The following is a 26,553-nucleotide window of genomic DNA, read 5'->3' on the forward strand; positions in this document are numbered from 1 at the left end:
GACCCGTAGCCGTCCTGAGTCGTCCTGAGCCGTCCTGCACTGGTCCTGAATCAGCTCGAAGCAACTCGCTCTGAGGAGAGAAGCGATGACCCGAACCCTGGTCGAGGACGTGTGGCCGCTGTCGCCACTGCAGGAAGGGCTGCTCTTCCACGCCGCCTTCGACAGTGAGGGTCCCGACGTCTACCAAGGGCAGCGGCTGCTCGAACTGACCGGTTCACTGGACGCGGACCGGCTGCGGGCCTCGTGGCAGGCGCTCCTGACCCGGCACGCGGCGCTGCGGGCGAGCTTCCGCAGGCGCAAGTCGGGCGAGGCGGTGCAGGTCATCGCGCGGGACGTGGAGCTGCCGTGGCGTGCGGCCGATCTCTCCGGGCTCGCGGAAGCGGACGCGCGGGCCGAGGCCGACCGGCTCGCGGCCCGGGAGCGGGCCGAGCGCTTCGACCTCGCGACCGCGCCGCTGCTGCGGCTCCTGCTGATCCGGATCGATGCCGAGCGGCACCGCCTGGTGGTCACAAGCCACCACGTCCTGATGGACGGCTGGTCCATGCCGGTGCTGCTCGACGAACTCGCGGCGACCTACGCGGCGGGCGGCGACACCTCCGGGCTCCCGCCGGTGACGTCGTACCGCGAGTACCTGGCCTGGCTCGGCAGCCAGGACAAGGACGCGGCACGGGCCGCCTGGCAGGCGGAACTGGCCGGGGCGGACGAGCCGACCCTGGTGGCGCCCGCGGACGCGGGCCGCTCGCCCATGCCCCCGGAAAGCCTGATCAACGAGATTCCCGCGGAACTGACCGAGGGCCTGGTGCGGTTCGCCCGTGGCCAGGGGCTGACGGTCAACACGGTGGTGCAGGGCGCCTGGGCGCTGGTCCTCGCACGGCTCGCCGGGCGCACGGACGTGGTGTTCGGTGCCACCGTGGCGGGGCGGCCCATGGAGCTGCCGGGCGTCGAGTCGATGGTCGGCCTGTTCATCAACACACTGCCGGTGCGGGTGCGGCTCGATGCCGAGCAGCCGGTGGCGCACATGCTGGCCGAACTCCAGGAGCGCCAGTCGTCCCTGATGGCGCATCAGCACCTTGGGCTCCCCGAGGTGCAGGGGCTCGCCGACTCCGGCGGCGCCGTCTTCGACACGCTCGTGGTGTACGAGAACTATCCGAGCCCGCCCGCCGCACCCTCGTCGCAGGACACCTTCACCGTGCGTGTCGCCGCCGGTCAGGAGACCGCGCACTATCCGTTCACGCTCGTGGTGGCGCCCGACGGCGATCGCATGCTCTGCAAGCTCGACTACCGGCCCGACCTGTTCGACCGCGAGAGCGCCGAGTCGGTGTTCGCGTGGCTGGTGCGGGTCATCGAGCAGCTGGTGGCGGACCCTTCGGTCCTCGTGGGGCGGGTCGGGGTGCTGGCGGCGCCCGAGCGCGGCCTGGTCGTGGAGGGATGGGGCGGCACGGCGGGCGAGGTGCCGGGCGGCCTGGTGCCGGAGCTGATCGCCGGGCGCGTGGAGTCGTCGCCGGACGCGGCGGCCGTCGAGGGCGAACGGACGCTGACGTACGGGGAGTTGTGGGCGGAGTCAGGCCGCTGGGCCCGGCACTTGGCGGACATCGGCGTGCGGCGCGGCGACCGCGTCGCCGTCGTGATGGAGCGGTCGCCGGGCCTGCTGCCGCTGCTGCTCGGAGTGTGGCGGGCGGGCGCCGCCTATGTGCCGGTCGACGCGGGCTCTCCGCCGGCCCGCGTGGGCTTCGTCCTCGCGGACGCGGCCCCGGTCGCAGTGCTGTGCACGGAGAAGACACGGGCCGCAGTGCCGGAAGGCGCCGAGCCGCTCGTGATCGACGACCCGCGCGTGCGCGGGGCCGTGCGCGCCGCACGCAGCGCCGACGATTCGCCTGTGCTCGTGGGCGCGGACGACGTGGCCTACGTGATGTACACCTCGGGCTCCACCGGCACCCCGAAGGGCGTGGCGGTGTCGCACGGCAGTGTCGCGGCGCTCGTGGGGGAGCGGGGCTGGTCGGTCGGCCCGGACGACGCCGTACTGATGCACGCCCCGCACGCCTTCGACGTCTCCCTCTTCGAGGTGTGGGTCCCGCTGGCCGCCGGTGGCCGGGTGGTCGTCGCCGGGCCCGGAGCGGTGGACGCCGAGCAGGTGCGGGAGCACGTGGCCCGCGGGGTCACCTCGGTGCATCTGACCGCCGGTTCGTTCCGTGTCCTCGCAGGGGAGTCGCCCGAGTGCTTCGGCGGACTGCGCGAGGTCCTCACGGGCGGTGACGTGGTCCCGGTCGGTGCGGTGGCGCGGGTGCGCGAGGCCTGCCCCGACGTGGTCGTACGCCACTTGTACGGGCCGACTGAGGTGACCCTGTGCGCGACCTGGCGGGTCTGGGGGCCGCGTGATGAGGTCGGGTCGGTGCTGCCCATCGGACGCCCCCTGGGCAACCGGCGGGTGTTCGTCCTGGACGCGTTCCTCCAGCCGGTGCCTTCGGGCGTGACCGGGGAGCTGTACGTGGCGGGCGACGGCCTGGCGCAGGGGTACTGGGGCCGGGCGGAGCTGACGGCGGAACGCTTCGTGGCCTGCCCGTTCGTGCCCGGCGGGCGCATGTACCGCACCGGGGACCTGGTGCGCTGGTCCGACACCGGTGAACTGCTCTTCGTCGGCCGCGCCGACGCGCAGGTCAAGGTGCGCGGCTTCCGGGTGGAGCTCGGCGAGGTGGAGTCGGCGCTCGCCGCGCATCCGGCGGTGGCGCAGGCGGTCGTGGTCGCCCGCGAGGACGGTCCGGGCGAACGCCGCCTGGTCGGCTACGTCGTCCCCGAGGTTCCGGAGGGCTTCGACCCCGCGCTGGTCCGCGCGTACGTGGCCGGGACACTGCCCGACTACATGGTCCCGGCCGTCGTGCTCCCCCTGAACGAACTGCCCGTCACCCGCAACGGCAAGGTCGACCACAAGGCCCTGCCCGCACCGGACTTCGCGGCGAGGGCCACCGGGCGCGCACCGCGCACGGAGACCGAGTCGGCCCTGTGCGGCCTGTTCGCCGAGGTGCTCGGCCTGGAGCGGGTCGGCGTCGAGGACAGCTTCTTCGAGCTCGGCGGCGACTCGATCATGTCGATGCAACTGGTCGCGCGAGCACGCCGTGCCGGACTGGTGATGACGCCCCGGCAGGTCTTCGACGAGAAGACCCCGGAGCGGCTCGCACGCGTCACGGAGGCGGCCGACGGCACACGTGGTGCGGGCACGGACCGGGACGCGGGTGTGGGCGATGTGCCCTGGACACCCGTGATGCGAGAGCTGGGCGAAGGCGGTCTGCGGAGCACGTTCGCGCAGTGGATGACCGTCGGCGCACCGGCGGGGCTCGGCCGGGATGTGCTGGTGGGCGGTGTGGGCGCGGTTCTCGACGCGCACGACATGCTGCGGGCACGTGTGGTGGCCGGCGCCGACGGGCCCAAGCTGACGGTCGGGCCGCGGGGTTCGGTGGCTGCCGACGGCCTGGTCGTCCGTGTCGACGCCGAGGACGTGTCGGCCGACTCGCTGGATGGCGTGGCGGCGACGGCGGCACGCGAGGGGGCGGACCGGCTTGACCCCGCAGCGGGCGTGATGGTCCAGGCCGTGTGGGTGGACGCCGGGCCGGGGCGGGCGGGGCGACTGGCTCTTGTGGTGCATCACCTGGTGGTGGACGGAGTCTCGTGGCGGATCCTGCTGCCGGACCTGCGGGATGCCTGCGAGGCGATCGCGGCCGGTCGGGAGCCGCGGCTCGACCCGGTGGCGACCCCGTTCAAGAAGTGGGCCGACGCCCTGACCGAGGAGGCGAGCGGCGAGCGCCGTATGGCCGAACTCGCCCGGTGGAGCGAGCTGCTCGGCCAGAAGGAACCACTGCTCGGGGCAAGGGAGTTGGCGCCGGAACTCGACACCGCCGCGACCATGCGCCGCCGGTCATGGACAGTGACGGCACAGGACGCCGCCACGTTGGTGGGCAGCACGCCGACGGTCTTTCACTGCGGTGTGCACGAGGTGCTCCTCGCATCCCTGGCCGGAGCGGTCGCCCACTGGCGGCGGGAGGGCGTCCCGGGGGTGCTGGTGGACGTGGAGGGCCACGGCCGTCAGCAGGTCTCGGGCGCGGAACTGTCGCGCACGGTCGGCTGGTTCACCAGCGTCCACCCCGTCAGGCTGGATGTCGGCGCCGTCGACGTGAACGAGGCGGTGGCCGGTGGCCCGGCGGCCGGGGCGCTGCTGAAGACGGTCAAGGAGCAGGCGCGGGCGATACCGGGCGGCGACGGACAGGGCTTCGGTCTGCTACGTCATCTCAACCCCGCCACCGCACCGACACTGGCGTCCCTGCCGCGCCCGCAGATCGGCTTCAACTACCTGGGCCGGTTCGCGGCGGACGCGACCCAGGGCGTGGCGACCCCCTGGCAGCTGTCCGGGAGCGAGGCGATCGGCGGATCGATCGACCCGGACACACCGGCCCTGCACACCCTCGAAGCGAGCGCCGCCGTGCAGGACACTCCGCAAGGGCCTGAGCTGACCCTCACCTTGAGCTGGCCCTCCGGGCTTCTCGACGACGCCGATGCGGCAGAGATCGGCCGTGCCTGGGAGCAGGTGCTCGGCGGTCTGGCCGCGCACACCGCAGAGCCCGCCGCAGGCGGACACACACCGTCCGACTTCCCTCTCCTCGACCTCACCCAGCAGACCGTCACGGAACTGGAGTCATCCGTGCCGGAGTTGGCGGACGCATGGCCGCTGTCGCCGTTGCAGGAAGGGATGCTGTTCCACGCCACATTCGACGAGGAAGGGCCGGACGTCTACCAGAGCCAGCGCCTGATGGCGCTGGACGGGCCGCTCGACGTGGACAGGCTGCGCGCCGCCTGGGAGGCGCTCATCGCCCGGCACGCGGCACTGCGGGCGAGCTTCCACCGGCCCGAGTCGGGCGAGGCGGTGCAGGTCGTCGCGCGGGAGGTGGAACTCCCCTGGCGCGAGGCCGACTTGTCGGACCTGGCTGAGGCCGACGCGCAGGCCGAGGCCGAGCGACTGGCCGAGCGCGAGATGGCGGAGCGCTTCGACCTGACGCGGGCGCCGCTGCTGCGCCTGCTGCTCGTCCGCTTCGGCGAGAACCGCCACCGCCTCGCCGTCACCAGCCACCACATCCTGGTGGACGGCTGGTCCATGCCGGTCATCCTCAACGAGGTGTCCGCGCTGTACGCGGCGAGCGGCGAGGGGGTGCGTGGTGACGCGGCGGGCGGCGAGGGGGTGCACGTCGACGCGGCGCACCTGAAGCCGACCGCCTCCTATCGCGAGTACCTGACCTGGCTGGAGCGGCAGGACAAGGAGGCCGCACGGGCCGCCTGGCAGACGGAACTGACCGGCGCCGACGAATCGACGCTGGTGGCTCCGGCGGATCCGGGCCGGCCGCCGGTGATGCCGGAAGTCAGCTCGGCGGAGCTCTCCCGGGAGACGACCCGGGCGCTGACCGAACTGGCCCGCACCCACGGCCTGACGGTCAACACGGTGGTGCAGGGCGCCTGGGCGCTGGTCCTCGCGCGTCTCGCCGGGCGCACGGACGTCGTGTTCGGCGGCACCGTGGCCGGGCGGCCTCCGGAGCTGCCCGACGCGGAGTCGATGATCGGCCTCTTCATCAACACGCTGCCCGTACGCGTGCGGCTGGATCCCGGACGGCCGGTCCTGAAGATGCTCGCCGAACTCCAGGAACACCAGTCGGCACTCATCGCCCACCAGCACCTGGGCCTGTCGGAGATCCAGCAACTCGCCGGTCCGGGCGCGTCCTTCGACACCATGCTGATGTTCGAGAACTACCCGCGTGACTCGTCCACCCTGCCCGGACCGGCGGACGGCGAGGTCACGATCACGCAGCTGAACACCCTGGCGGGGACGCACTACCCGCTGGCCGTGGGAGTCATCCCCGCCGACCAGCTGCGCGTCCTTGTGACGTACCGGCCCGATCTCATCGAGCGGGAGAGCTCCCTCAGGACGGCACGTCAGGTCGTACGGGTCCTAGAGCAACTGGTGGCGGACCCCTCGGTGTCGGTGGCCCGGGTGGACGCGCTCGATCCCGTGGACCGCGCATCGGTCGTGGAGGAGTGGAACGCCACAGGGGCGCAGGTCCCTGGCGGGACCGTGCCCGAATTGATCACCGGGTGGGCGGAGTCGTCGCCGGGTGCGGTGGCCGTCGAGGGTGAACGGGCCCTGTCGTACGGGGAGTTGTGGGCGGAGTCGGGTCGATGGGCGGCGCATCTGGCCGGGCTGGGTGTGGGGCGAGGCGCTCGTGTCGCGGTGGTGATGGAGCGGTCGCCGGACTTGGTGGCGTTGCTCCTGGGCGTCTGGCGGGCGGGCGCCGCCTATGTGCCGGTGGATGTGGGCTGGCCCCAGGAGCGGGTCGCGTACGTCCTGAAGGACGCGGCTCCGGCGGCGATGGTGTGCACGTCGGAGAGCCGAAGTGCGGTGCCGGACGGAGCTGCCGCTCACGTCGTGGTCCTTGATGACCCGCAGACGCGGGCGGCGCTGGATGCGTGCGGGACCGACCGGCCGATCGTGCCGGTGGCGGCGCATGACGTGGCGTACGTGATGTACACGTCGGGTTCGACGGGTGTGCCCAAGGGTGTGGCGGTGCCGCACGGAAGTGTGGGGGCGCTGGTGGGGGAGCGGGACTGGGGTGTCGGGCGGGCGGACGCGGTCCTGATGCATGCCCCGCACGCCTTCGACGTATCGCTGTACGAGTTGTGGGTGCCGCTGGTCGCCGGTGGCCGCGTGGTCATCGCCGAAAGCGGCCTGGTGGACGCCCAGGGGATGCGCGAGCACGTGAAGAGCGGCGTGACGTCCGTCCATGCCACGGCCGGTCAGTTCCGGGCACTGACGGAGGAGACACCCGACTGCTTCTCCGGGTTGCGTGAGGTGCTGACCGGCGGGGACGTCGTCCCGGCGGGGTCGGTGGCCCGGCTGCGGGAGGCCTGCCCGGACGTCACCGTGCGCCACATGTACGGGCCGACCGAGGTGACCCTGTGTGCGACCTGGCATGTGCTGGAGCCGGGCGAGGTGATGGGTTCCGTACTGCCGATCGGGCGTCCGCTGCCGCACCGGCAGGCTTTCGTCCTGGACGCGTTCCTCAAGCCCTTGCCGCCGGGTGTGACCGGTGAGCTGTATGTCACGGGTGCGGGGTTGGCGCAGGGTTACTGGAACGGGCAGGGTCTGACCGCTGAGCGGTTCGTGGCGTGCCCGTACGCGCCCGGCGAGCGGATGTACCGCACCGGCGACCTGGTGCGGTGGACCGAGGACGGTGAGCTGCTCTTCGTCGGCCGTGCGGACGCCCAGGTCAAGATCCGTGGCTTCCGCGTGGAGCTGGGCGAGGTGGAGACGGCCCTGGCCGCCCACCCCTCCGTGGCTCAAGCGGTCGTCATCGCCCGCGAGGACCGGGAGGCGGAACGCCGTCTCGTCGGCTACGTGGTCCCGGACGGCACGCCGCCCGACCCCGAACTCATCCGCGCCCATGTGGCCAGGACGCTGCCCGACTACATGGTCCCCACCGCCGTACTCACCCTGGACACCCTCCCGGTGACCCGCAACGGCAAGATCGACCGCGACGCGCTGCCCGCCCCCGACTTCGCGGGGAGGGCCACCGAGCGGGCGCCGCGCACGGAGGCCGAGGCGGTCCTGTGCGCGCTGATCGCCGAGTTGCTGGGCCTGGAACGTGTCGGGCCAGATGACAGCTTCTTCGAGCTGGGCGGCGACTCGATCATGTCGATGCAGTTGGTCGCCCGTGCCCGCCGCGCGAACCTGATCCTCAAGGCGCAGGACGTCTTCGAGCACGAGACGCCCGCGGGCCTCGCGGCCGTGGCCCGGCCCGTGGGCGTGGAGACGGGCGCGGCGGAATCGGGCATCGGTGACGTGCCCCCGACGCCCGTGATGCGGGCGCTCGGCGAGCGAGGTCTGCGCGGCAGGTTTGCTCAGTGGATGATCGTCGGCGCCCCGGCAGACCTCGGCCGGGATGTGCTGGTGGGCGGTGTGGCCGCCGTTCTCGACGCGCACGACATGCTGCGGGCCCGCGCCACGACCGGAGAGGGCGCCGGGGACGGGCTCAAGCTGTCCGTGGGGCAGCGCGGTTCGGTCGATGCCGCGGCCCTGGTCACGCGCGTCGACGCGACACATGCACCCGCCGACTCGCTGGACACCCTGGCGGACGAGGCGGCCCGCGAGGCCACCGAGCGCCTGAACCCCTCGGCGGGTGTGGTGCTCCAGGCCGTGTGGGTGGATGCCGGGCCGGAGCGGACCGGCCGACTGGCCCTCGTTGTCCATCACTTGGTGGTCGACGGGCTGTCGTGGCGCATCCTCGTCCCGGATCTGCGGGCCGCCTGCGAGGCGCTGGCCGCCGGACGAGAGCCGGAGCCGGACCCCGTGGGCACGTCGTTCAAGCAGTGGACGGATGTCTTGGTGCAGCAGGCCATCAGCGGCAGCCGGACCGCCGAGCTCACGGACTGGACCGAGCTCCTCGGCTCGCCCGAACCCCCGCTCGGCCAACGGGAATTGGACCCGGCGCTGGACACCGCGGCCACCGTGCTCCGCCGCTCCTGGACCGTGCCGACGCGCCTGGCGGCCATGCTGGCGGGCCGGACGCCGGCGCTCTTCCACTGCGGGGTGCACGAGGTGCTCCTGTCGACGTTCGCGGGTGCGGTCACGCACTGGCGGCGGGGCGAGGGGGGCAGGCAGCACCTGCTGCTGGACATGGAAGGACACGGCAGGGAGCCGCTCGCGGACGCCGAACTCTCGCGCACGGTCGGGTGGTTCACCACTCAGCATCCGGTTCGTCTGGACGTCGCCGGAATCGACCTGGGCGACGCACGCACCGGCGGTCCGGCGGCCGGGTTGCTGCTGAAGACGGTCAAGGAGCAGGCACGGGCGATACCGGGCGACGGGCTCGGCTTCGGTCTCCTGAGTCAGCTCAATCCCGACACCGCACCGGCCCTGGCGGCTCTGCCGACCCCGCAGATCGGCTTCAACTACCTGGGCCGTTTCACGGCGGAGACGACGGACGGCCCGGTCACCTCCTGGCAGCTCGCCGGCGGCGAGGCGATCGGCGGCTCGGTCGACCCCGACATGCCCGCACTGCACGCCCTGGAAGCGGGCGCCGCGGTGCAGGACACCCCCGAAGGGCCGGAGCTGACCGTCACGCTGACGTGGGCCACCGGAGTCCTGGACGAGGCCGATGCGGAGCGCCTCGCCCGGACCTGGCTCGACCTGCTCGCCGGTCTGGCCAGCCACACCACCGGGTTCACCGCCACCGGCTCCACCACCGGCCCCACCGTGGGCGGACACACCCCCTCCGACTTCCCTCTCCTCGCCCTCACGCAGCACGAAGTCGACGAACTCGAAGCAGCCGTGCCCGATGTGGCCGACGTATGGCCGCTCTCGCCGTTGCAGGAAGGGCTGCTGTTCCACGCAGGATTCGACGAGCAGGGGCCGGACCTCTACGAAGGGCTGCGGGTGCTCGACCTGGACGGGCCACTGGACGTGGACCGGCTGCGGGCTTCATGGGCGGCGATTCTCGCCCGGCACCCGATCCTGCGGGCGAGCTTCCACCGGCGTGCGTCGGGTCAGGCGGTGCAGGTCATCACACGGGAGGCGGAACTGCCCTGGCGCGAGGTCGACTTGTCGATGCTCGCGGCGGCCGAGGCGCGCGCCGAACTGGACCGCATCGTCGAGGACGAGCGTGCCCGCCGCCTCGACGTGACGGCGGCCCCGCTGCTGCGCCTGCTCCTGGTCCGGCTCGGCGAGAACCGTCATGCACAAGTGGTCATCAACCACCACATCGTCACGGACGGCTGGTCGCTGCCCGTCCTCATCGCCGAGATGTCCGCGATCTACGTGGCAGGCGGCGACGGGCGTGCCCTGCCCGCCGCGACGTCCTACCGGGAGTACCTGGCCTGGCTGGAGGGCCAGGACAAAGAGGCGGCGCGTGAGGCCTGGCGCGCGGAGTTCGCGGGCGCGGACGAGCCCACGCTGGCGGTGCCCGACGATCCGTCCGCCGCGCCCGCCGTACCCGAACGCGTGCCCTTCGAGTTCGGCGAGGAACTCACCCGCAGCGTCGTCGACTTGGCGCGCGGGCACGGCCTGACGGTCAATACGGTCGTGCAGGGCGCCTGGGCGCTGCTCCTCGCCCGGATCGTCGGGCGCACGGACGTGGTGTTCGGCGCGACGGCGGCGGGCCGGCCCGCCGAGCTGCCGCGCGTGGAGTCGATGGTCGGCCTGTTCATCAACACCCTGCCCGTACGGGTCGATCTGCGGGCGGAGCAGTCGGTCGCCGCGATGCTGACCGGCCTTCAGGAGCGGCAGGTCGCGCTCATGTCCCACCAGCACATCGGCCTGTCCGAAATCCGCAGGCTCGCGGGTCCCGGCGCCGCCTTCGACACGCTCGTCGTGTACGAGAACTACCCGCGCCCGCCCCTCAGGGAGCCCTCGCCCGACACCCTCTCCATCCGCCCCGGCGGCACACCGGAGGACACGGGCCACTACCCGCTGACGCTGATCGCGGTGCCCGGCGAGCGCCTGCACGGCGAGTTCATCTACCGCCCCGGCGTGTTCCACCGTGCGTGGGCCGAGGAGATGGTGGCGTCGCTGGGCTGCGTGCTCGAAGGGATGGCAGCCGATCCGTCGGCGCCCGTGGCACGGGTGGGTGCACTGGGCGGTGCGCGGCGCGAGCGCGTCGTGGGCGAGTGGAACCACACGCGGGTGCCGGTGGCCGCCGAGACGTTGCCCGAACTGCTACGGCGGCAGGTGGAGCTGTCGCGGGATGCCGTCGCCCTGGTCTCGGGCGAGCGGTCGCTGTCGTACGCGGAACTGGAGGCCGAGGCCGGACGCTGGGCGCGCTGCCTCATCGCGGCCGGAGTCGGTCCTGAGCAACGGGTGGCCGTCCTCGCGCCGGGATCCGCGGCGGCGGTGATCGCCGTCCTCGCGGTGTCCATGGCGGGCGGGGTCTTCGTGCCGGTCGACCCGGGACACCCGCCGGAGCGGGTGGCGTTCGTGCTCGCGGACGCGGACCCGGCCGTCGTGCTCTGCACACGGGAGACGCGGGCCGTGGTGCCGGAGGGGCCGGAGGGATTCGCGGGCCGTCTGATCGTCCTCGACGATCCGGACGTCTCCGCGGAGGTCGCAGGGAAGGCGGCGGGACCCATCGGCCACACGGAGCGGACCGGTCCGCTCGGCGCGGACAACGCGGCGTACGTGATCTACACATCGGGGTCGACCGGAACGCCGAAGGGCGTGGTCGTGCCGCACGTGGGGCTCGGCAATCTGGCGCGGGCGCAGATCGAGCGGTTCGCGGTGGGGCCGGACGCGCGGGTGCTCCAGTTCGCCTCGCTGAGCTTCGACGCGGCGGTCTCCGAACTGTGCATGGCCTTGCTCTCGGGAGGCGCGCTCGTGCTGCCGGGCGCGGACGCACTGCCGCCGCAGGTGCCGCTCGGGCAGGCGGTCCGCGTTTGGGGCGCGACCCACGTCACGGTGCCGCCGAGCGTGCTCGCCGTGGAGGAGGAACTGCCTGCGGAGCTGGGGACGTTGGTGGTGGCCGGAGAGACGTGTCCCCCGGCGCTCGTGGACCGGTGGTCGGCGGGGCGGCGGATGGTGAACGCGTACGGACCCACCGAGCTGACGGTGTGCGCGGCCATGAGCGAGCCCCTGTCGGCGGGTGCGGGGACAGGTGATGAGGCCGGCGGGCCGGCAGGCCGGGACGCGGTGCCGATCGGGCGCCCGATGGCCAACGTCAAGGTGTTCGTCCTTGACCGCTTCCTCCAGCCCGTCCCGCCGGGCACGCCGGGCGAGCTGTACGTCGCGGGCGCGGGAGTGGCCCGCGGATACTGGGCGCGGCCCGGTCTGACCGCCGAGCGGTTCGTGGCGTGCCCGTACGCGCCCGGCGAGCGGATGTACCGCACCGGTGACCTGGTGCGCTGGACCGACGACGGGGAACTCGTCTTCATCGGCCGCGCGGACGCGCAGGTGAAGGTGCGGGGCCACCGGATCGAACCGGGCGAGGTCGAAGCGGTACTCGGCGCGCATCCCGGGGTCGCCCAGGTGGTGGTCGTGGCGCGCGACGACCGGCGCGCAGGCGAGCATCAGCTCGTCGCGTACGTCGTCGCCGACCTGTCGGAGGCCTGGCGCACCGATCAACTCCTCACCGCCTTGCGCGACGTGGCGGCAGAGCGGCTGCCCGCGTCCATGGTCCCTTCGGCGTTCGTCCCGCTGGACCGGCTGCCCCTCACGGCGAACGGGAAGGTGGACCGGCGTGCCCTGCCCGCCCCCGACTTCGCGGGGAAGGTCTCGGGACGGGAGCCGCGCACGGAGACCGAGGCGCTGCTGTGCGCCCTGTTCGCCGAGGTGCTCGGCCTGGAACGGGTCGGCGTCACGGACAGCTTCTTCGAGCTGGGCGGCGACTCGATCTCCTCGATGCAACTGGCGTCCCGCACGCGTCGCGCCGGACTCGTGGTGACGCCCCGGCAGGTCTTCGAGGAGAAGACCCCCGAGCGCCTCGCGACGGTGGCGGAGGCGGTCGACGGCGCAGGGCAGCGTGCCGTCGAGGACATCGGAGTGGGCGAGGTGCCCTGGACCCCGGTGATGCGCGAGCTCGGCGAGCCCGCGCGCCGCCCGAGGTTCGCGCAGTGGGCCGTCGTCGGCGCTCCGGCCGGCCTCGGACGTGACGTACTCCTGGCCGGTGTGGCCGCCGTCCTCGACACCCACGACATGCTGCGCGCACGCGTGGTCACGGCGGACGACGGAGGCAGCGGCACCGAGCCACGCCTGGTCGTCGGCGAACGAGGATCCGTGGACCCCGCGGGCCTGGTCACCCGGGTGGCTGCCGAGGACACGGCGGCCGAAGCGCTGGACGAGACCGCGGAACGCGCGGCGAAGGAGGCCGCCGGGCGTCTCGACCCGTCGGCGGGCGCGATGTTCCAGGTCGTCTGGGTGGACGCGGGCCCGGCGCGGGTCGGCAGGCTGGTCCTGATGGTCCACCACCTCGCCGTGGACGGAATGTCCTGGCGGATCCTGGTGCCCGACCTGGCCCTCGCCTGCGGGGCCGCGGCGGCGGGGCAGGAACCCGTGCTCGACCCCGTGGGGACGTCGTTCAGGCGCTGGGCGAATCTCCTGTCCGCACAGGCGAAGGGGTCGGACCGAGCGGCGGAGCTCGACGCGTGGACGGCCCTGCTCGACGGCACGGAACCGCTCATCGGCAGGCGTGCGCTCGACCCGGCGGCCGACACCGCCGAGACCACACGCCGTGCGTCCTGGCAGGTCCCACGGGAAGAAGCGGCCACGCTGGCGGGCCGGACGCCCGCGCTGTTCCACTGCGGGGTCCACGAGGTACTCCTGTCGACGCTCGCGGGCGCCGTCACGCGCTGGCGAGGCGAGGTCACGTACGGACGAGGAGAGATCACGCACGGACGGAGCGAGGGCGGACACGTACTGCTCGATGTGGAGGGCCACGGCCGTGAACCGGTCGATGGCGCCGAACTCTCGCGCACCATGGGCTGGTTCACCAGCACCCACCCCCTCCGGCTCGACGTCGCCGACGTGGACCTGACCGAAGCGGCGGACGGCGGTCCGGCGGCCGGAACACTCCTGAAGGCGGTCAAGGAACAGGCGCGGGCGGTCCCGGGCGACGGCCTCGGATACGGCCTGCTGCGCCACCTGAACCCTGAGACGGGCCAGGCCCTCGCGGCACTGCCCGGCCCGCAGATCGGCTTCAACTACCTGGGCCGGTTCACGGCGGGCGCCCCGACCGACGGTGCCCCGACCGACAGCGGCACAGTGGCCGCCTGGCAGATGGCCGGAGACGCGGCGATCGGCGGCTCGGCCGACCCGGACATGCCGTCCATGCACGCCCTGGAAGCGGGCGCGGCCATCGTGGACACTGCTGACGGGCCCGCGCTGACCATCTCGCTCAGCTGGGCGGGCCAGGTCGTCGACAGTGCCGCGGCGGAACGCATCGGCCGGCTCTGGCTGGACATGCTCGGCGGCCTCGCCGCCCACACCACCGATCCCACGGCCGGTGGACACACCCCTTCCGACTTCCCCCTCCTCGGCCTCGCGCAGAGCCAGATCGAGGAGCTCGAAGCCGGATTCAACCCGCTCTGAAGCCCTGAGACTCCGAGGCTCCGAGGAGAGAAGTGATGACCCGATCCACAGTCGAGGACGTGTGGCCGCTGTCGCCGCTGCAGGAAGGACTGCTCTTCCACGCCGCCTTCGACGACCAGGGTCCGGACGTGTACACCGTGCAGTCCGCGCTCGACATCGAAGGCCCCGTGGCCGCGGACCGGTTGCGGGCGTCGTGGGAGGCGCTCCTCGCCCGGCACGCCGCGCTGCGCGCCTGCTTCCGGCAGGTGAGCGGGGCGCAGATGGTGCAGGTCGTCGCGCGGGACGTGGTGCTGCCGTGGCGCACGGAGGACGTGTCGGACCTGGCCGAGCCGGAGATGCCCGCCGCACTGGAACGGCTGGCGCAGAGCGAGCGGGTGGAGCCCTTCGACCTGGCGGCGCCGCCCCTGCTGCGCCTGCTCCTGATCCGCGTCGGCGAGCACCGGCACCGCCTGGTCATCACCAGCCACCACATCCTCATGGACGGCTGGTCGGCCCCGATCCTCATCGGTGAACTCTCCGCGATCTACGCGGCGGGGGGCGACGCCTCCGGTCTGGGGCGCACGACCTCTTACGGCGCGTACCTGAAGTGGCTCGGCCGTCAGGACAGGGAGGCCGCAGAGGCCGCCTGGCAGACGGAGCTCGCGGGCACGGACGAGCCGACGCTGGTGGCACCGGCCGTCCCGGACCGGCTCCCGGTCTTCCCCGAGAACGTGAGCGGAGACCTCCCGGAGGATGCCACGCGCCGTGTGGTGGAGCTGGCCCGCGCCAACGGCCTCACCGTGAACACCGTGGTGCAGGGCGCCTGGGCGCTGGTCCTCGCGCGGCTCGCCGGGCGCACGGACGTCGTGTTCGGCGCGACGGTGGCGGGGCGGCCTCCCGAGCTGCCGGGCGTGGAATCGATGGTGGGACTCCTCATCAACACGCTGCCGGTCCGGGTGCAACTGGACGGTGCGCAGCCGGTGTTGGACATGTTCCGTGCCTTGCAGGAGCGCCAGTCGGCACTGATGGCTCATCAGCACCTGGGCCTCCCGCAGATCCAGAAGGCCGCGGGCCCGGGAGCGCGCTTCGACACGCTCCTGGTGTACGAGAGCTTCCCTCAACCCCCCGCCGGCTCCGCGCCGCCGGACCGCGAGAGCCTTTCGCTCAGGCCGGCGGGGTTCACCCGAGAGGCGGCGCACTATCCGCTGACGCTGGTGGTCGGCCCCGGCGAACGCATGCACCTGAAGCTCGAGTACCGGCCTGACCTGTTCGCGCGCGGTGTCGCCGCATCGGCGCTCGACGCGCTCGCGGGCGTGCTGGAGGGGGTGGTCGCCGACCCCGCGGTGACGGTGGGGCGCGTCGGGGCGATGGCCGCGGCCGGACGAGGGGCGGCTGTCGCGCCGCCGCGCGAGGTGGTGCCCGAGCTGATCGCGGGGCGAGTGGTGTCGACGCCGGGTGCGGTGGCCGTCGAGGGTGAACGGTCCCTGTCGTACGGGGAGTTGTGGGCGGAGTCGGGTCGATGGGCGTCGCATCTGGCCGGGCTGGGTGTGGGGCGAGGCGCTCGTGTCGCGGTGGTGATGGAGCGGTCGCCGGACTTGGTGGCGTTGCTCCTGGGTATCTGGCGGGCGGGCGCCGCCTACGTGTCGGTGGATGCGGGCTGGCCCCTGGAGCGGGTCGCGTTCGTCCTGAAGGACGCGGCTCCGCTGAGGGTGGTGTGCACGTCCGAGAGCAGGGGCGCGGTGCCGGAGCGAATTGCCGCGCGGCTGTTGGTCCTTGACGACCCGCAGACGCGGGCGGCGCTGGAGGCGTGCGGGGCCGACCGGCCGATCGTGCCGGTGGCGGCGCATGACGTGGCGTACGTGATGTACACGTCGGGTTCGACGGGTGTGCCCAAGGGCGTGGCGGTGCCGCACGGAAGTGTGGCGGCGCTGGTGGGGGAGCGGGACTGGGGGGTCGGCCCGGCGGACGCGGTCCTGATGCATGCCCCGCACGCCTTCGACGCGTCGCTGTTCGAGGTGTGGGTCCCGTTGGTCGCGGGCGGTCGGGTGGTGATCGCCGAGCCCGGTGTGGTGGATGCCCAGCAGGTGCGTGAGCACGTGAAGGCAGGCGTGAGCGCGGTGCATCTGACCGCCGGTTCGTTCCGGGTCCTCGCCGACGAGTCGCCCGACTGCTTCGCGGGACTGCGTGAGGTGCTGACCGGAGGGGATGTCGTCCCCTCCGAAGCGGTGGCCCGAGTGCGAGAGGCCTGCCCGGACGTGGCGGTCCGCCACTTGTACGGCCCGACGGAGACGACGCTCTGCGCGACCTGGCACGTACTGAACCCGGGCGAGGTGATGAGTTCCGTACTGCCGATCGGGCGTCCGCTGCCGCACCGGCAGGCTTTCGTCCTGGACGCGTTCCTCAAGCCTTTGCCGCCGGGTGTGACCGGCGAACTCTATGTCGCGGGTGCGGGGTTGGCGCAGGGCTACTGGAACGGGCAGGGTCTGACCGCCGAGCGGTTCGTGGCCTGCCCGTACGCGCCCGGCGAGCGGATGTACCGAACCGGCGACCTGGTGCGGTGGACCGAGGACGGTGAACTGCTCTTCGTCGGCCGTACGGACGCCCAGGTCAAGATCCGTGGCTTCCGCGTGGAGCTGGGCGAGGTGGAGGCCGCCCTGGCCTCCCACCCTTCCGTCTCCCAGGCCGTGGTCGTCGCCCGCGACGACGGTCCCGGCGAGCGCCGCCTCGTCGGCTACGTCGTCCCCGAGGGGACAGACCCCATCGACCCCCAGCTCGTCCGCGCGGACATGGCCAGGACCCTGCCCGACTACATGGTCCCGGCCGCCGTACTGGCCCTGGGCGCCCTCCCGGTGACTCGCAACGGCAAGGTCGACCGCAAGGCCCTGCCCGCCCCCGACTTCGCCGAACGCGTCTCCGGTCGCAAGCCCCAGACCGCGGCCGAGGAGACGCTGTGCCGTCTGTTCGCCGAGGTGCTCGACCTGGAGCGGGTCGGGCCCGACGACAGCTTCTTCGACCTGGGCGGCGACTCGGGGCTCGCGATGCGCCTGGCGGGACGGATCCGCGAGGAGTTCGACGCCGAGCTCGGCATCCGGCAGTTCTTCGGCTCGCCGACACCGGTCGGAGTGGCCCGGCTGCTCGCCACGAAGGCGCGGCCCGTGCTGCAACCGGCCGGGCACCGCGATGACATCCCGTTCACAGCAGGGCAGTTCCGCACGTGGCTGATGTCCCGGCTCGACGACGAGGCGGGATACGACCGCATCCCGGTCGCGCTGCGGCTCAGCGGCGATCTCGACCAGGAGGCGCTGCGGGCCGCTCTCGGTGATGTCGCAGCCCGGCACGAGATCCTGCGCACCACTTTCGTTGGAGCGCGGGGTGGTGACATGCGCCAGCGCGTCCTGGACGCCGCCGCGTCCCGCCCGGAACCGGCCGTGGTGCGGACGACCGAGGCGGAGCTGCCCGGACTGCTGGCCGGCCGCACCAGGCACGCGTTCGCCCTCGACCGGGAGACGCCGTGGACGCAGGCGCTCCTCCGCGTCTCGGACACCGAGTACGTGCTGCTTCTGGTCGTCCACCGAATCGCCGCCGACGAGACCTCGCTGGACGTCCTGGTCCGGGACCTGGCGACCGCGTACGGCGCGCGCCGCGAGGGCCGGGTGCCCGAACGGGCCCCGTTGCCACTCCAGTTCGCCGACTACGCCCTTTGGGAACAGACGCTGCTCCAGGGCGAGCAGGAACCCGAGAGCCTGGTCAACGACCAACTCGCCTACTGGCAGGACGCCTTGGCGGGCATCGAGCCCGAGATCGAGCTTCCTGCGGACCGGCCGAGGCCGTCCGTCGCCTCGCACCGGGCCGCGACCGTCCCGCTGCGTCTCGACGCGGAGGCCCACGGCCGCCTCGCCGATCTGGCCGATCTGGCCGAGGGCGACGCGACGACGTCGTTCATGGTGGTGCAGGCGGCCCTGGTGACCCTGCTCGCCCGGCTCGGCGCGGGCACCGACGTCACCATCGGCACGCGGATCCCCCGCCGGGACGAGTCCGGCCTCGAAACGCTGGTGGGCCCCTTCGCCGGGGCGCTCGCGCTGCGTACGGACGCGTCCGGCGACCCCACGTTCAGCGAGCTGCTCGGCCGGGTCCGTGCGGCGAACCAGGAGGCACGCGAGCACCGGGACGTACCGTTCGAACGCCTGGTGGACGCCCTGGAGCTGCCGCCCTCGCTCGCACGCCACCCGGTCTTCCAGGTCCTCCTGGAGGTCGACGACAGCGTGGACGAGCCGTGGGACCCCTGGGAGCTGCCCGGCCTGCGCACCACCCGCATGGACCTCGGGGCCGAAGCCACCGAGCTGGACCTGTCGTTCAGCCTGACCGAACGGTACGAACCCGACGGCGACCTGGGCGGCATCGACGGTCAACTCCGTTACGCGACCGATCTGTTCGACCGGACGACTGCGGAGGCGCTCGCGCAGCGGTTCGTCCGCGTGCTGGAACAGGTGACGGCGGATCCGGAGCTGCGCCTGAGCGATGTCGACGTGCTGCTCGACGCCGACGAGGCCCATCGGCTCGTGGCGGGCGGGAACGACACGGAGGCGGAACATCCCGCGCGCACCGTGGTGGAACTCCTTGCCGGGCAGGCGGCACGTACGCCGGACGCGGTCGCCGTCACGGATCTCCACGGCTCGCTGACGTACGGGGCGCTGGACGCCGCTGCGGAGCGGCTCGCCCGTCGGCTGACGGAGCACGGGGCAGGCCCGGAGAGTGTCGTCGCCGTGGCGCAGCCGACCGGCAACGCGTGGGTCGTCGCGCTGCTCGGGGTGCTGAAATCCGGTGCGGCCTGCTGGTTCGCCGAAGATCCCGCGCGGCCTCTGGAGGGCATCGACCTCGCGTCCTGCGAGATCCTGGTCTGCTCCGAGGAGTCCGTCGCGTCGGTGCCCGAGGGCGCCGGGATTCCGGTCGTGGTGCTCGACGGCCTGACGCCGGACGAGACGAACAGGGCGTCGGGGAAGGCCGGTTCACTTCACCCCGCCCTCCCGGGGCATCCGGCGCTCGTCCTCGCGGGCGCCGTCATGGAACACCGCACGCTCACCTCCCACACGACGTACCGCATGCATGCCTCCCCGGCTCTGGGCGCGGCTCCGTTGCTGGATGCCAGGGCGCCGTTCGCGGCGCTTGTGACGCCGCTGCTCGCGGCGCTGTGCGCGGGAGGGAGCGTGCGGCTCGGCACACCCGGCCAGGATCTGGCGGCGGGGGAGAGCGGGACGCTGGTGGTCACCACCCCGGAGCTCCTGGAGTCCGCGTCCGATGCCCTGGTCGTGGACCTGACGGGCGATCCGCAGGCCGTGGACCAAGTGCGCGGATGGCAAGAGAGCCACCCCTCGATCCCGCTGGTGAGCGGCTACGGATCGCCGGAGACGGGCGGAGCCTGGCTGGAGCACCGGACGGACTCCGACGCGGCCGAGGCGTGGGAACCCAGGACCGGCGGCCCGGTCCTGAACACCCGCGCCCTCGTGCTCGACGAACGCCTGCGCCCGGTGCCGCCGGGTGTCCCCGGCGACCTGTACGTCGCGGGCGCCTCGCTCGCGCGCGGCTACGCGGGCCGCCCGGGGCGCACGGGCGAACGGTTCGTCGCGTGCCCCTTCGGTCCTGCGGGTGAGCGCATGTTCCGTACCGGCGAACGGGCGAAGAGGACCAACGCCGGCCGGATCGCCGTACAGCCCGAGGACCAGCGACGCAGCCGGGACACCGGAACAGGGCGGCGGATGGGCAGGAACCGCGGCGACCTGGGCGTGCTGCTGCCCCTGCGGCCGGAAGGCACCCGACCCCCGCTGTTCTGCGTGCACACCGGCATGGGCCTGAGCTGGACGTACGCCGCTCTCCTGCCGCACCTCCCGCAGGATCTCCCGGTGTACGGCGTGCAGGCGCGCGGGATCGCGCGGGCCGGGCAACTGCCGGGCAGCATCGAGGAGATGGCGGCGGACTACGCGGACGAGATCCGCACGGTCCAGCCCGTCGGCCCCTACCAGCTCCTGGGCTGGTCCGTCGGCGGAACCATCGCCCAAGCCGTCGCCGCCCGCCTGGAGGAACTGGGCGAAGAGGTCTCGCTCCTGGCGCTGCTCGACGCCTATCCCGGCAGCGGCGCCGCCCCCAAGTCGCGGTTCCGCGGCGAGGAGGGACAGGAGACGGACGGCTACAGCGTGCTGCAGCAAGGGCAGCAAGGGCAGCAGGAGCAGCAGGGAGGGCAGGGGCAGCTGGGCCAGGGCGCCGACGTGGCCGCCCTCTACCGCTCGTCGGGCATGAGCGAGCAGGCCCTGTCGAACCTGGAGACGGTCGTGCGCAACATGTCGGGGTTCGCGCCGGACCACACGCCCCGCCCCACCCGCGGCGACCTGCTGCTCTTCGTGGCGGCCGCCGACGCGGCCACGGAACGGCCCGTGCCGGACGCCACCGCGCGCTGGCAGCCCTTTGTCGGCGGCGACATCGAAGCGCACGAAGTACCCGTAGGCCATTACGACATGCTCAAGGCCGAGGCCTTGACGCGCATCGCGCCCGTCGTCGCTCGGAAACTCGGCGCCACGACGGGAAAGGCGAAGGAAGAGAATCCGGAACAGCGGACAGCAACCGAAAAGGACTGAACGATGACCAATCCGTTCGACAACGAAGACGGCACTTTCCTGGTTCTCGTCAACGACGAGGGACAGCACTCCCTGTGGCCCGCATTCGCCGAGATACCGGAGGGCTGGACCACCGCGCACGGCGAAGGGACCCGGCAGGAATGCCTCGCGTACATCGAGGAGAACTGGACGGACATGCGCCCCAAGAGCCTCGTCGCGGACATGAGCAGGAACGAGACGGCGGTGCCCTAGGTGGACACCGAAGCACTGGTGACGGTGGCGATCGGTGATGTGGCCGTCATCGTCATCGTCTCCCGTCTCCTCGGCGCGCTGGCCCGCCGCTGCGGACAGCCGGTGGTCATCGGCCAGATCGTCGCCGGTATCGCGCTTGGCCCGACGCTCCTCGGCCGGCTGCCCGGAGACCCGACCTCGCGGCTCTTCCCGCCGGAGGTGCTGCCGTTCCTGACGGTGCTCTCGCAGATCGCCATCGTGATCTTCATGTTCGTCGTGGGGTACGAGATGGACGGGCGGCAGCTGCGCCAGGGAGGCAGAGCGGCGGCCACCGTGGCGCTGTGCGCGTTCCTGGTTCCCGCGGGGCTCGGTGTGGGCGCGGTGGGCGTATTCCACGGGGCGTTCGACGCGGTCCAGCCGGGGCACGCGGACGGCAGGACGTTCTGGCTGTTCATGGCCGTGGCCGTCTCCGTCACGGCGCTGCCCGTGCTCGCGGCCATCGTCCGTGAGCGAGGGCTCGCGGGCAGCCCCGAGGGCACGGTGGCCACCACTGCCGCCGGGCTCATGGATGTCGTGGCGTGGCTGGTCCTCGCCGCCGCTCTCGCCGGCACCGGACACGCCACCGGGCGGTCGTGGCAGCTGACGCTGCTCCTGATCTCCCTGTTCGTGGCGGCCATGTTCCTGGTGGTGCGTCCGGTGCTCGGACGGTGGCTCCGGCGGTCCAGGGCGGTGCCGGCCAACCAGCTCACGATCGCGCTCGGCCTCGCCCTGGGCAGCGCCTGGGTGACCGCCGAGCTCGGTCTGCACCCCGTGTTCGGCGGGCTGCTCGCCGGCCTCACGATGCCCCGCAGGGACGGGGTGCCGGACGCCGATGTGCTGCGGCCGATGGAGCAGACGTCCGATCTGCTGCTCCCGCTGTTCTTCGTGACGACGGGGCTGTCCTTCAACATCGGCTCGCTGGACGGCGACGGCGGTCTCCTGCTCCTGCTGATCCTCGCCATCGCCATTCTGGGAAAGCTGGGACCGGCGTACGCGGCTTCGCGGATCAGCGGCATGGACACGCACCGGTCGGCGACCGTCGCCGTGCTGGTGAACACCCGCGGGCTCACGGAACTGATCGTCCTGAACGTCGCGTTGGACGCCGGCATCATCGGCCCCGCGCTTTTCACCGTTCTCGTACTCATGGCCTTGGTCACCACCTTCATGACGGGGCCTTTGTTGTCTCTGACGGCGCGCAGGCACAAGCGGGAAACTCCGCGCAGGCAGGAAAAGAAGGTCGTTCCCGCGCTGACGGATGGACGAACTTGACGCCCGGGCAGGGCGATTTCAGACTCAATTGAGCAATGGGGCTCCCGGGGCGGGTACCGCGCTTTACGCAATGCGGCAGCCCGGCCGGGAGAATATGGGGAGGAGGGATGACCTTGCCGGATTCCGAGGAATTCGACGTGGTGGTGGTCGGCGGAGGTCCCGCCGGATCGACATTGGCCGCTCTGGTGGCCATGCAGGGCAGGCGGGTGCTTGTCCTGGAGAAGGAGTTCTTCCCGCGCCACCAGATCGGCGAGTCGCTGCTGCCGTCCACGGTGCACGGCGTGTGCAGGCTGACCGGTGTCGCGGACGAACTGGCCAAGGCGGGCTTCCCGCGCAAGCGCGGCGGCACCTTCCGGTGGGGGGCCAACCCGGACCCCTGGACCTTCTCCTTCTCCGTCTCCCCGCGCATGAGCGGGCCGACGTCGTTCGCCTACCAGGTGGAGCGGTCCAAGTTCGACGACATCCTGCTCAAGCACGCCCGCAAGGTGGGCGCCGAGGTGCGCGAAGGGTGCGCGGTGCTCGACGTCGTCGCCGACGACGAGCGGGTCCGGGGCGTCACGTACACCGACGCCGACGGCAAGGAGCGCCGGGCGCTCGCCACGTTCGTCGTGGACGCCTCGGGCAACATGAGCCGCCTGCACCAGCGGGTGGGAGGCAAGCGCGAGTACTCGGAGTTCTTCCGCAGCCTCGCCCTGTTCGGCTACTTCGAAGGCGGCAAGCGGCTGCCGGAACCCAACTCGGGCAACATCCTGTCGGTCGCGTTCCCGAGCGGCTGGTTCTGGTACATCCCGCTGAGCGACACCCTGACGAGCGTCGGCGCCGTGGTGCGGCGCGAGATGGCCGAGAAGATCCAGGGCGACCGCGAGAAGGCGCTCATGGCACTCGTCGACGAGTGCCCCCTGATCGGCGAGTACCTCGCGAACGCCGAGCGGGTCACCACAGGCCAGTACGGACAACTGCGCGTCCGCAAGGACTACTCGTACCACCAGACGACCTTCTCCCGCCCCGGCCTCGTCCTCATCGGCGACGCGGCGTGCTTCGTCGACCCGGTGTTCTCATCGGGCGTCCACCTGGCGACCTACAGCGCGCTGCTCGCGGCACGCTCCATCAACAGCGTCCTGTCCGAACGCGTCGACGAGGAAAGGGCGTTGAAGGAGTTCGAGGCCCGCTACCGCCGCGAGTACGGCGTCTTCTACGAATTCCTCCTGTCCTTCTACGAGATGCACCACGACGAGGACTCCTACTTCTGGCAGGCCAAGAAGGTCACCCGGACCGAGCGGCCCGAACTCCAGTCGTTCGTCGAGCTCATCGGCGGTGTCTCCTCAGGCGAACGTGTACTGACGGACGCCGAGATCCTCGCCAAGCGCTTCTCGTCGGGCTCGGCGGAGTTCGCCGCCGCGGTCGACGAACTGGCCGGCAGTGACGACGGAAGCATGGTGCCGCTGTTCAAGTCCTCGGTGGTGCGCGAAGTCATGCAGGAGGGCGGCCAGGTCCAGATGCGCGCCCTGCTCGGGGAGGACGCCGAAGCCGAATCCCCCTTGTTCAGCGGGGGTCTTGTGCCGTCGCAGGACGGCATGTTCTGGCAGCAGCCCGTCTCCGCCAAGAGCCCGGCCGAGTAGAAGGAGGTCCGCGCATGGCGCGGCCGTCAGACCTCTCCATGCACAACCGCAGGGACCGCCTCGACCCACTGCCCGAGCTCAGCGAACTCAGCGAGCGGGCACCGCTGTCCGAGGTCGAACTCGGCGAGGGACCAGGCTCGTCGACGGGCTGGCTCGTGACGGGCCACGACGAGGTGCGCGCGGTCCTCGGTGACGCGGAGCGGTTCAGCACGGCCCCGCCCGCGGGCGGCACCCGGCCGGTCCAGGCGGGCAACCTCATCCAGTACGACCCGCCCGACCACTCCCGGCTCCGGCTGCTGCTGACACCCGAGTTCACGGTCCGCCGGATGCGCGGCCTCGAGCCAGCGGTCGAAGCGGTCGTCGCGGACTGCCTGGACTCCCTGGAGAAAGCCGGGCAGCCCGCTGACTTCATGCGGCACGTCGCCTGGCCCGTGCCCGGCCTCGTCATGTGCGAGCTGTTCGGCGTGGAGCGCGACGACCGGGCGGAGCTGGCGCGGCTGCTCAAGGTCAGCAGGCCCGCCTTCCGGGGCCGGCAGCTCCAGATGACCGCGGGCGCCGCCTATCTCGCGTACGTCGACCAGCTCGTGGCCAGGAACCGGCGCGCACCGGGCGACGATCTGCTCGGCAGGCTGGTGCGCGCGCACGGCGACGACATCGACGACGACGAACTCGTCGGCCTCACCGCGTTCGTGATGGGCTCCGGCGTGGAGAACATGGCGAGCATGCTGGGCCTCGGCATCCTGGCCCTTCTCGAACACCCCGACCAGCTGAACCTGCTCAGGCAGTGCCCGCACCTGATCGACCAGGCGGTGGAGGAGTTCATCCGCTACCTGTCGATCATCCCGACGGCATCGCCGAGGACCGCCCGCGAGGACGTGCGCCTCGCGGGCGAGGTGATCAAGGCAGGGGACCAGGTGGCCTGTTCGCTGCTGGCCGCCAACCGCGTCCGGCCGCCCGGCGCGCCGCCGGACGACCTCGACATCACCCGTGAGGCCACCGCCCATGTGGGGCTCGGCCACGGCATCCATTACTGCATCGGGGCTTCCCTGGTGCGGATGGAGCTCAAGAGCGCCTACCTGGCGGTGCTGCGCCGCTTTCCCGAGCTGCGCTCCGCCGTGCCGCCGGAGGAGATCCGCTTCCGGACACAGGCGCCGTACGGCGTGGAGACACTGCCGGTCACCTGGTAGGGAGCGAGGGCCAGGGGGCCGATGGGCAGGGGAGCGATGGGCAGGGGAGCGATGGGCAGGGGAGCGATGACAGTGACGACATCCACGGCCGGATCCGGCCTCGTCCACACCCGCCGCGAACGCTTCGGCCCGGCCGAAGAGCTGCGGCGGCTGTCCGCGGGGCGGCCCGTCACCCGGATCGACGTGGGTCCGGGAACCGACGGGGTGCCCGTCTGGCTGGTGACGGGCCACGCCGAGGTGCGCCAAGTGCTCGGCGACCACCGGCGGTTCTCCACTCGGCGCCGCTTCGGGCCGCCTTCTTCGGCGGGCCGGGGCGAGGGACCGCGGCCCGACGAACTGATCGGGCAGCTCATGGACTACGACCCGCCCGAGCACACCCGGCTGCGGCAGATCCTCACGCCAGAGTTCACCCTGCGCCGGATGCGCAGGATCGAGCCGGGCATCACCGGCATCGTCACCGAGCACCTCGACGCCATGGAACGCACCGGCCCGCCCGCCGAACTCGTCGGGGCGTTCGCCTCGCCGGTCCCCGGCGCGGCCCTGTGCGAGCTGATCGGCGTACCGCGCGACGACCGCGGCGACTTCCTGCGCCGCTGCCACGCCTTCCTCGCGCCGGGCCGGGGACGGCAGCGGCGTGCGGCGGCCGGGGAACTGCTCTCGCGGTACGTCGCCGCGATGGTGGCCCGGCAGCGCACGGACCCCGACGAAGGCTTCCTGGGGATGCTGGTCCGCGACCACGGCGACGAGGTCACGGACAAGGAACTGCGGGGCGTGTGCGTCCTGTTGGTGCTCGCGGGCCTCGACAACATCTCCGGCATGCTGGGCCTTGGCACCCTGCTGCTGCTCGGCCACCCCGACCAGCTCGCCGCGGTGCGCGACGACCCCCAGGCGGTGGACCGCGCGGTCGAGGAACTGCTGCGCCATCTGTCGGTGCCGCACGCCCCGACACCCCGCACCGCCCTGGAGGACGTCACCGTCGGGAAGCAGCTCATCAGGGCGGGCGAACACGTCCTGTGCTCGCTGCCGATGGCCAACCGCGATCCCGCGCTGCTCGCCGAGCCCGACCGGTTCGACATCACGCGCGAGCCCGCGGCCCATGTCGCCTTCGGCCACGGCATCCACCACTGCCTGGGCGCGGCACTGGCCCGGATGGAACTGCGGATCGCCTACCCGGCGCTGCTGCGACGCTTCCCCGGCCTGCGCCTGGCCGTGCCTGAGCAGGAGGTGCCGTTCCGCGTGCACGCGCTCGCCCACGGCGTGGACCGGCTGCCGGTCACCTGGTGAAAGAGAAGGCCAAGGAGGAGCAGATGGAGTTACGGGTCGATCGCCACCGCTGCGCGGGTTCCGGGCTCTGCATGGCCCAGGTCCCCGCCGTCTTCGACCAGTCGGACGAGGACGGCAAGGTCCTGCTCAACGCACCGGCCCCCGCGCCCGAGCTGGCCGCCGCCGTGCGCCTGGCCGCCGCGCGGTGCCCGTCCGGCGCGATCACGCTGCACGAACACGACACCGCCGGCCACTGAAGC

Annotated in this window: 8 protein-coding genes; all 8 read left to right on the top strand. The window is 72.4% G+C overall.

The features are described 5' to 3' along the window. The first annotated feature begins 85 nt into the window (after positions 1-85). A complete protein-coding gene (locus ABZ833_RS06585; RefSeq protein ID WP_361041979.1) occupies positions 86-14,101 on the top strand; it encodes an amino acid adenylation domain-containing protein in 14,016 nt (4,671 codons plus the stop codon). A 35-nt stretch (positions 14,102-14,136) separates the two neighbouring features. Further along, positions 14,137-20,706, top strand: a complete 6,570-nt coding sequence (locus ABZ833_RS06590; RefSeq protein ID WP_361041981.1) for an amino acid adenylation domain-containing protein — start codon at positions 14,137-14,139, stop codon at positions 20,704-20,706. A gap of 3 nt (positions 20,707-20,709) precedes the next feature. After that, a complete protein-coding gene (locus tag ABZ833_RS06595; protein WP_249591926.1) occupies positions 20,710-20,937 on the top strand; it encodes an MbtH family protein in 228 nt (75 codons plus the stop codon). Beyond that, positions 20,938-22,224 carry a cation:proton antiporter gene (locus ABZ833_RS06600; RefSeq protein ID WP_361041984.1) on the top strand — a complete coding sequence of 429 codons (1,287 nt, stop codon included), beginning with the start codon at positions 20,938-20,940 and terminating at the stop codon, positions 22,222-22,224. A gap of 107 nt (positions 22,225-22,331) precedes the next feature. After that, positions 22,332-23,843, top strand: a complete 1,512-nt coding sequence (locus tag ABZ833_RS06605) for a tryptophan 7-halogenase (protein ID WP_361041986.1) — start codon at positions 22,332-22,334, stop codon at positions 23,841-23,843. Positions 23,844-23,857: 14 nt separating this feature from the next. Next, a complete protein-coding gene (locus ABZ833_RS06610) occupies positions 23,858-25,030 on the top strand; it encodes a cytochrome P450 (protein WP_361041989.1) in 1,173 nt (390 codons plus the stop codon). Between the two features lie 66 nt (positions 25,031-25,096). Then, positions 25,097-26,314 carry a cytochrome P450 gene (locus tag ABZ833_RS06615; protein ID WP_361041992.1) on the top strand — a complete coding sequence of 406 codons (1,218 nt, stop codon included), beginning with the start codon at positions 25,097-25,099 and terminating at the stop codon, positions 26,312-26,314. Positions 26,315-26,337: 23 nt separating this feature from the next. Continuing rightward, positions 26,338-26,550 carry a ferredoxin gene (locus ABZ833_RS06620; protein WP_361041995.1) on the top strand — a complete coding sequence of 71 codons (213 nt, stop codon included), beginning with the start codon at positions 26,338-26,340 and terminating at the stop codon, positions 26,548-26,550. The last annotated feature ends 3 nt before the right edge of the window (positions 26,551-26,553 follow it).

The sequence above is a fragment of the Streptomyces sp. NPDC047525 genome (assembly GCF_040643025.1).
In the GTDB taxonomy this organism is placed as follows: Bacteria; Actinomycetota; Actinomycetes; order Streptomycetales; family Streptomycetaceae; genus Streptomyces; species Streptomyces durmitorensis.

Coding starts and splice junctions, on each gene's coding strand:
- ABZ833_RS06610 (WP_361041989.1), top strand. CDS start 23,858: ATGGCGCGGCCGTCAGACCTCTCCATGCACAACCGCAGGGACCGCCTC.
- ABZ833_RS06605 (WP_361041986.1), top strand. CDS start 22,332: ATGACCTTGCCGGATTCCGAGGAATTCGACGTGGTGGTGGTCGGCGGA.
- ABZ833_RS06615 (WP_361041992.1), top strand. CDS start 25,097: ATGACAGTGACGACATCCACGGCCGGATCCGGCCTCGTCCACACCCGC.
- ABZ833_RS06620 (WP_361041995.1), top strand. CDS start 26,338: ATGGAGTTACGGGTCGATCGCCACCGCTGCGCGGGTTCCGGGCTCTGC.
- ABZ833_RS06595 (WP_249591926.1), top strand. CDS start 20,710: ATGACCAATCCGTTCGACAACGAAGACGGCACTTTCCTGGTTCTCGTC.
- ABZ833_RS06585 (WP_361041979.1), top strand. CDS start 86: ATGACCCGAACCCTGGTCGAGGACGTGTGGCCGCTGTCGCCACTGCAG.
- ABZ833_RS06590 (WP_361041981.1), top strand. CDS start 14,137: ATGACCCGATCCACAGTCGAGGACGTGTGGCCGCTGTCGCCGCTGCAG.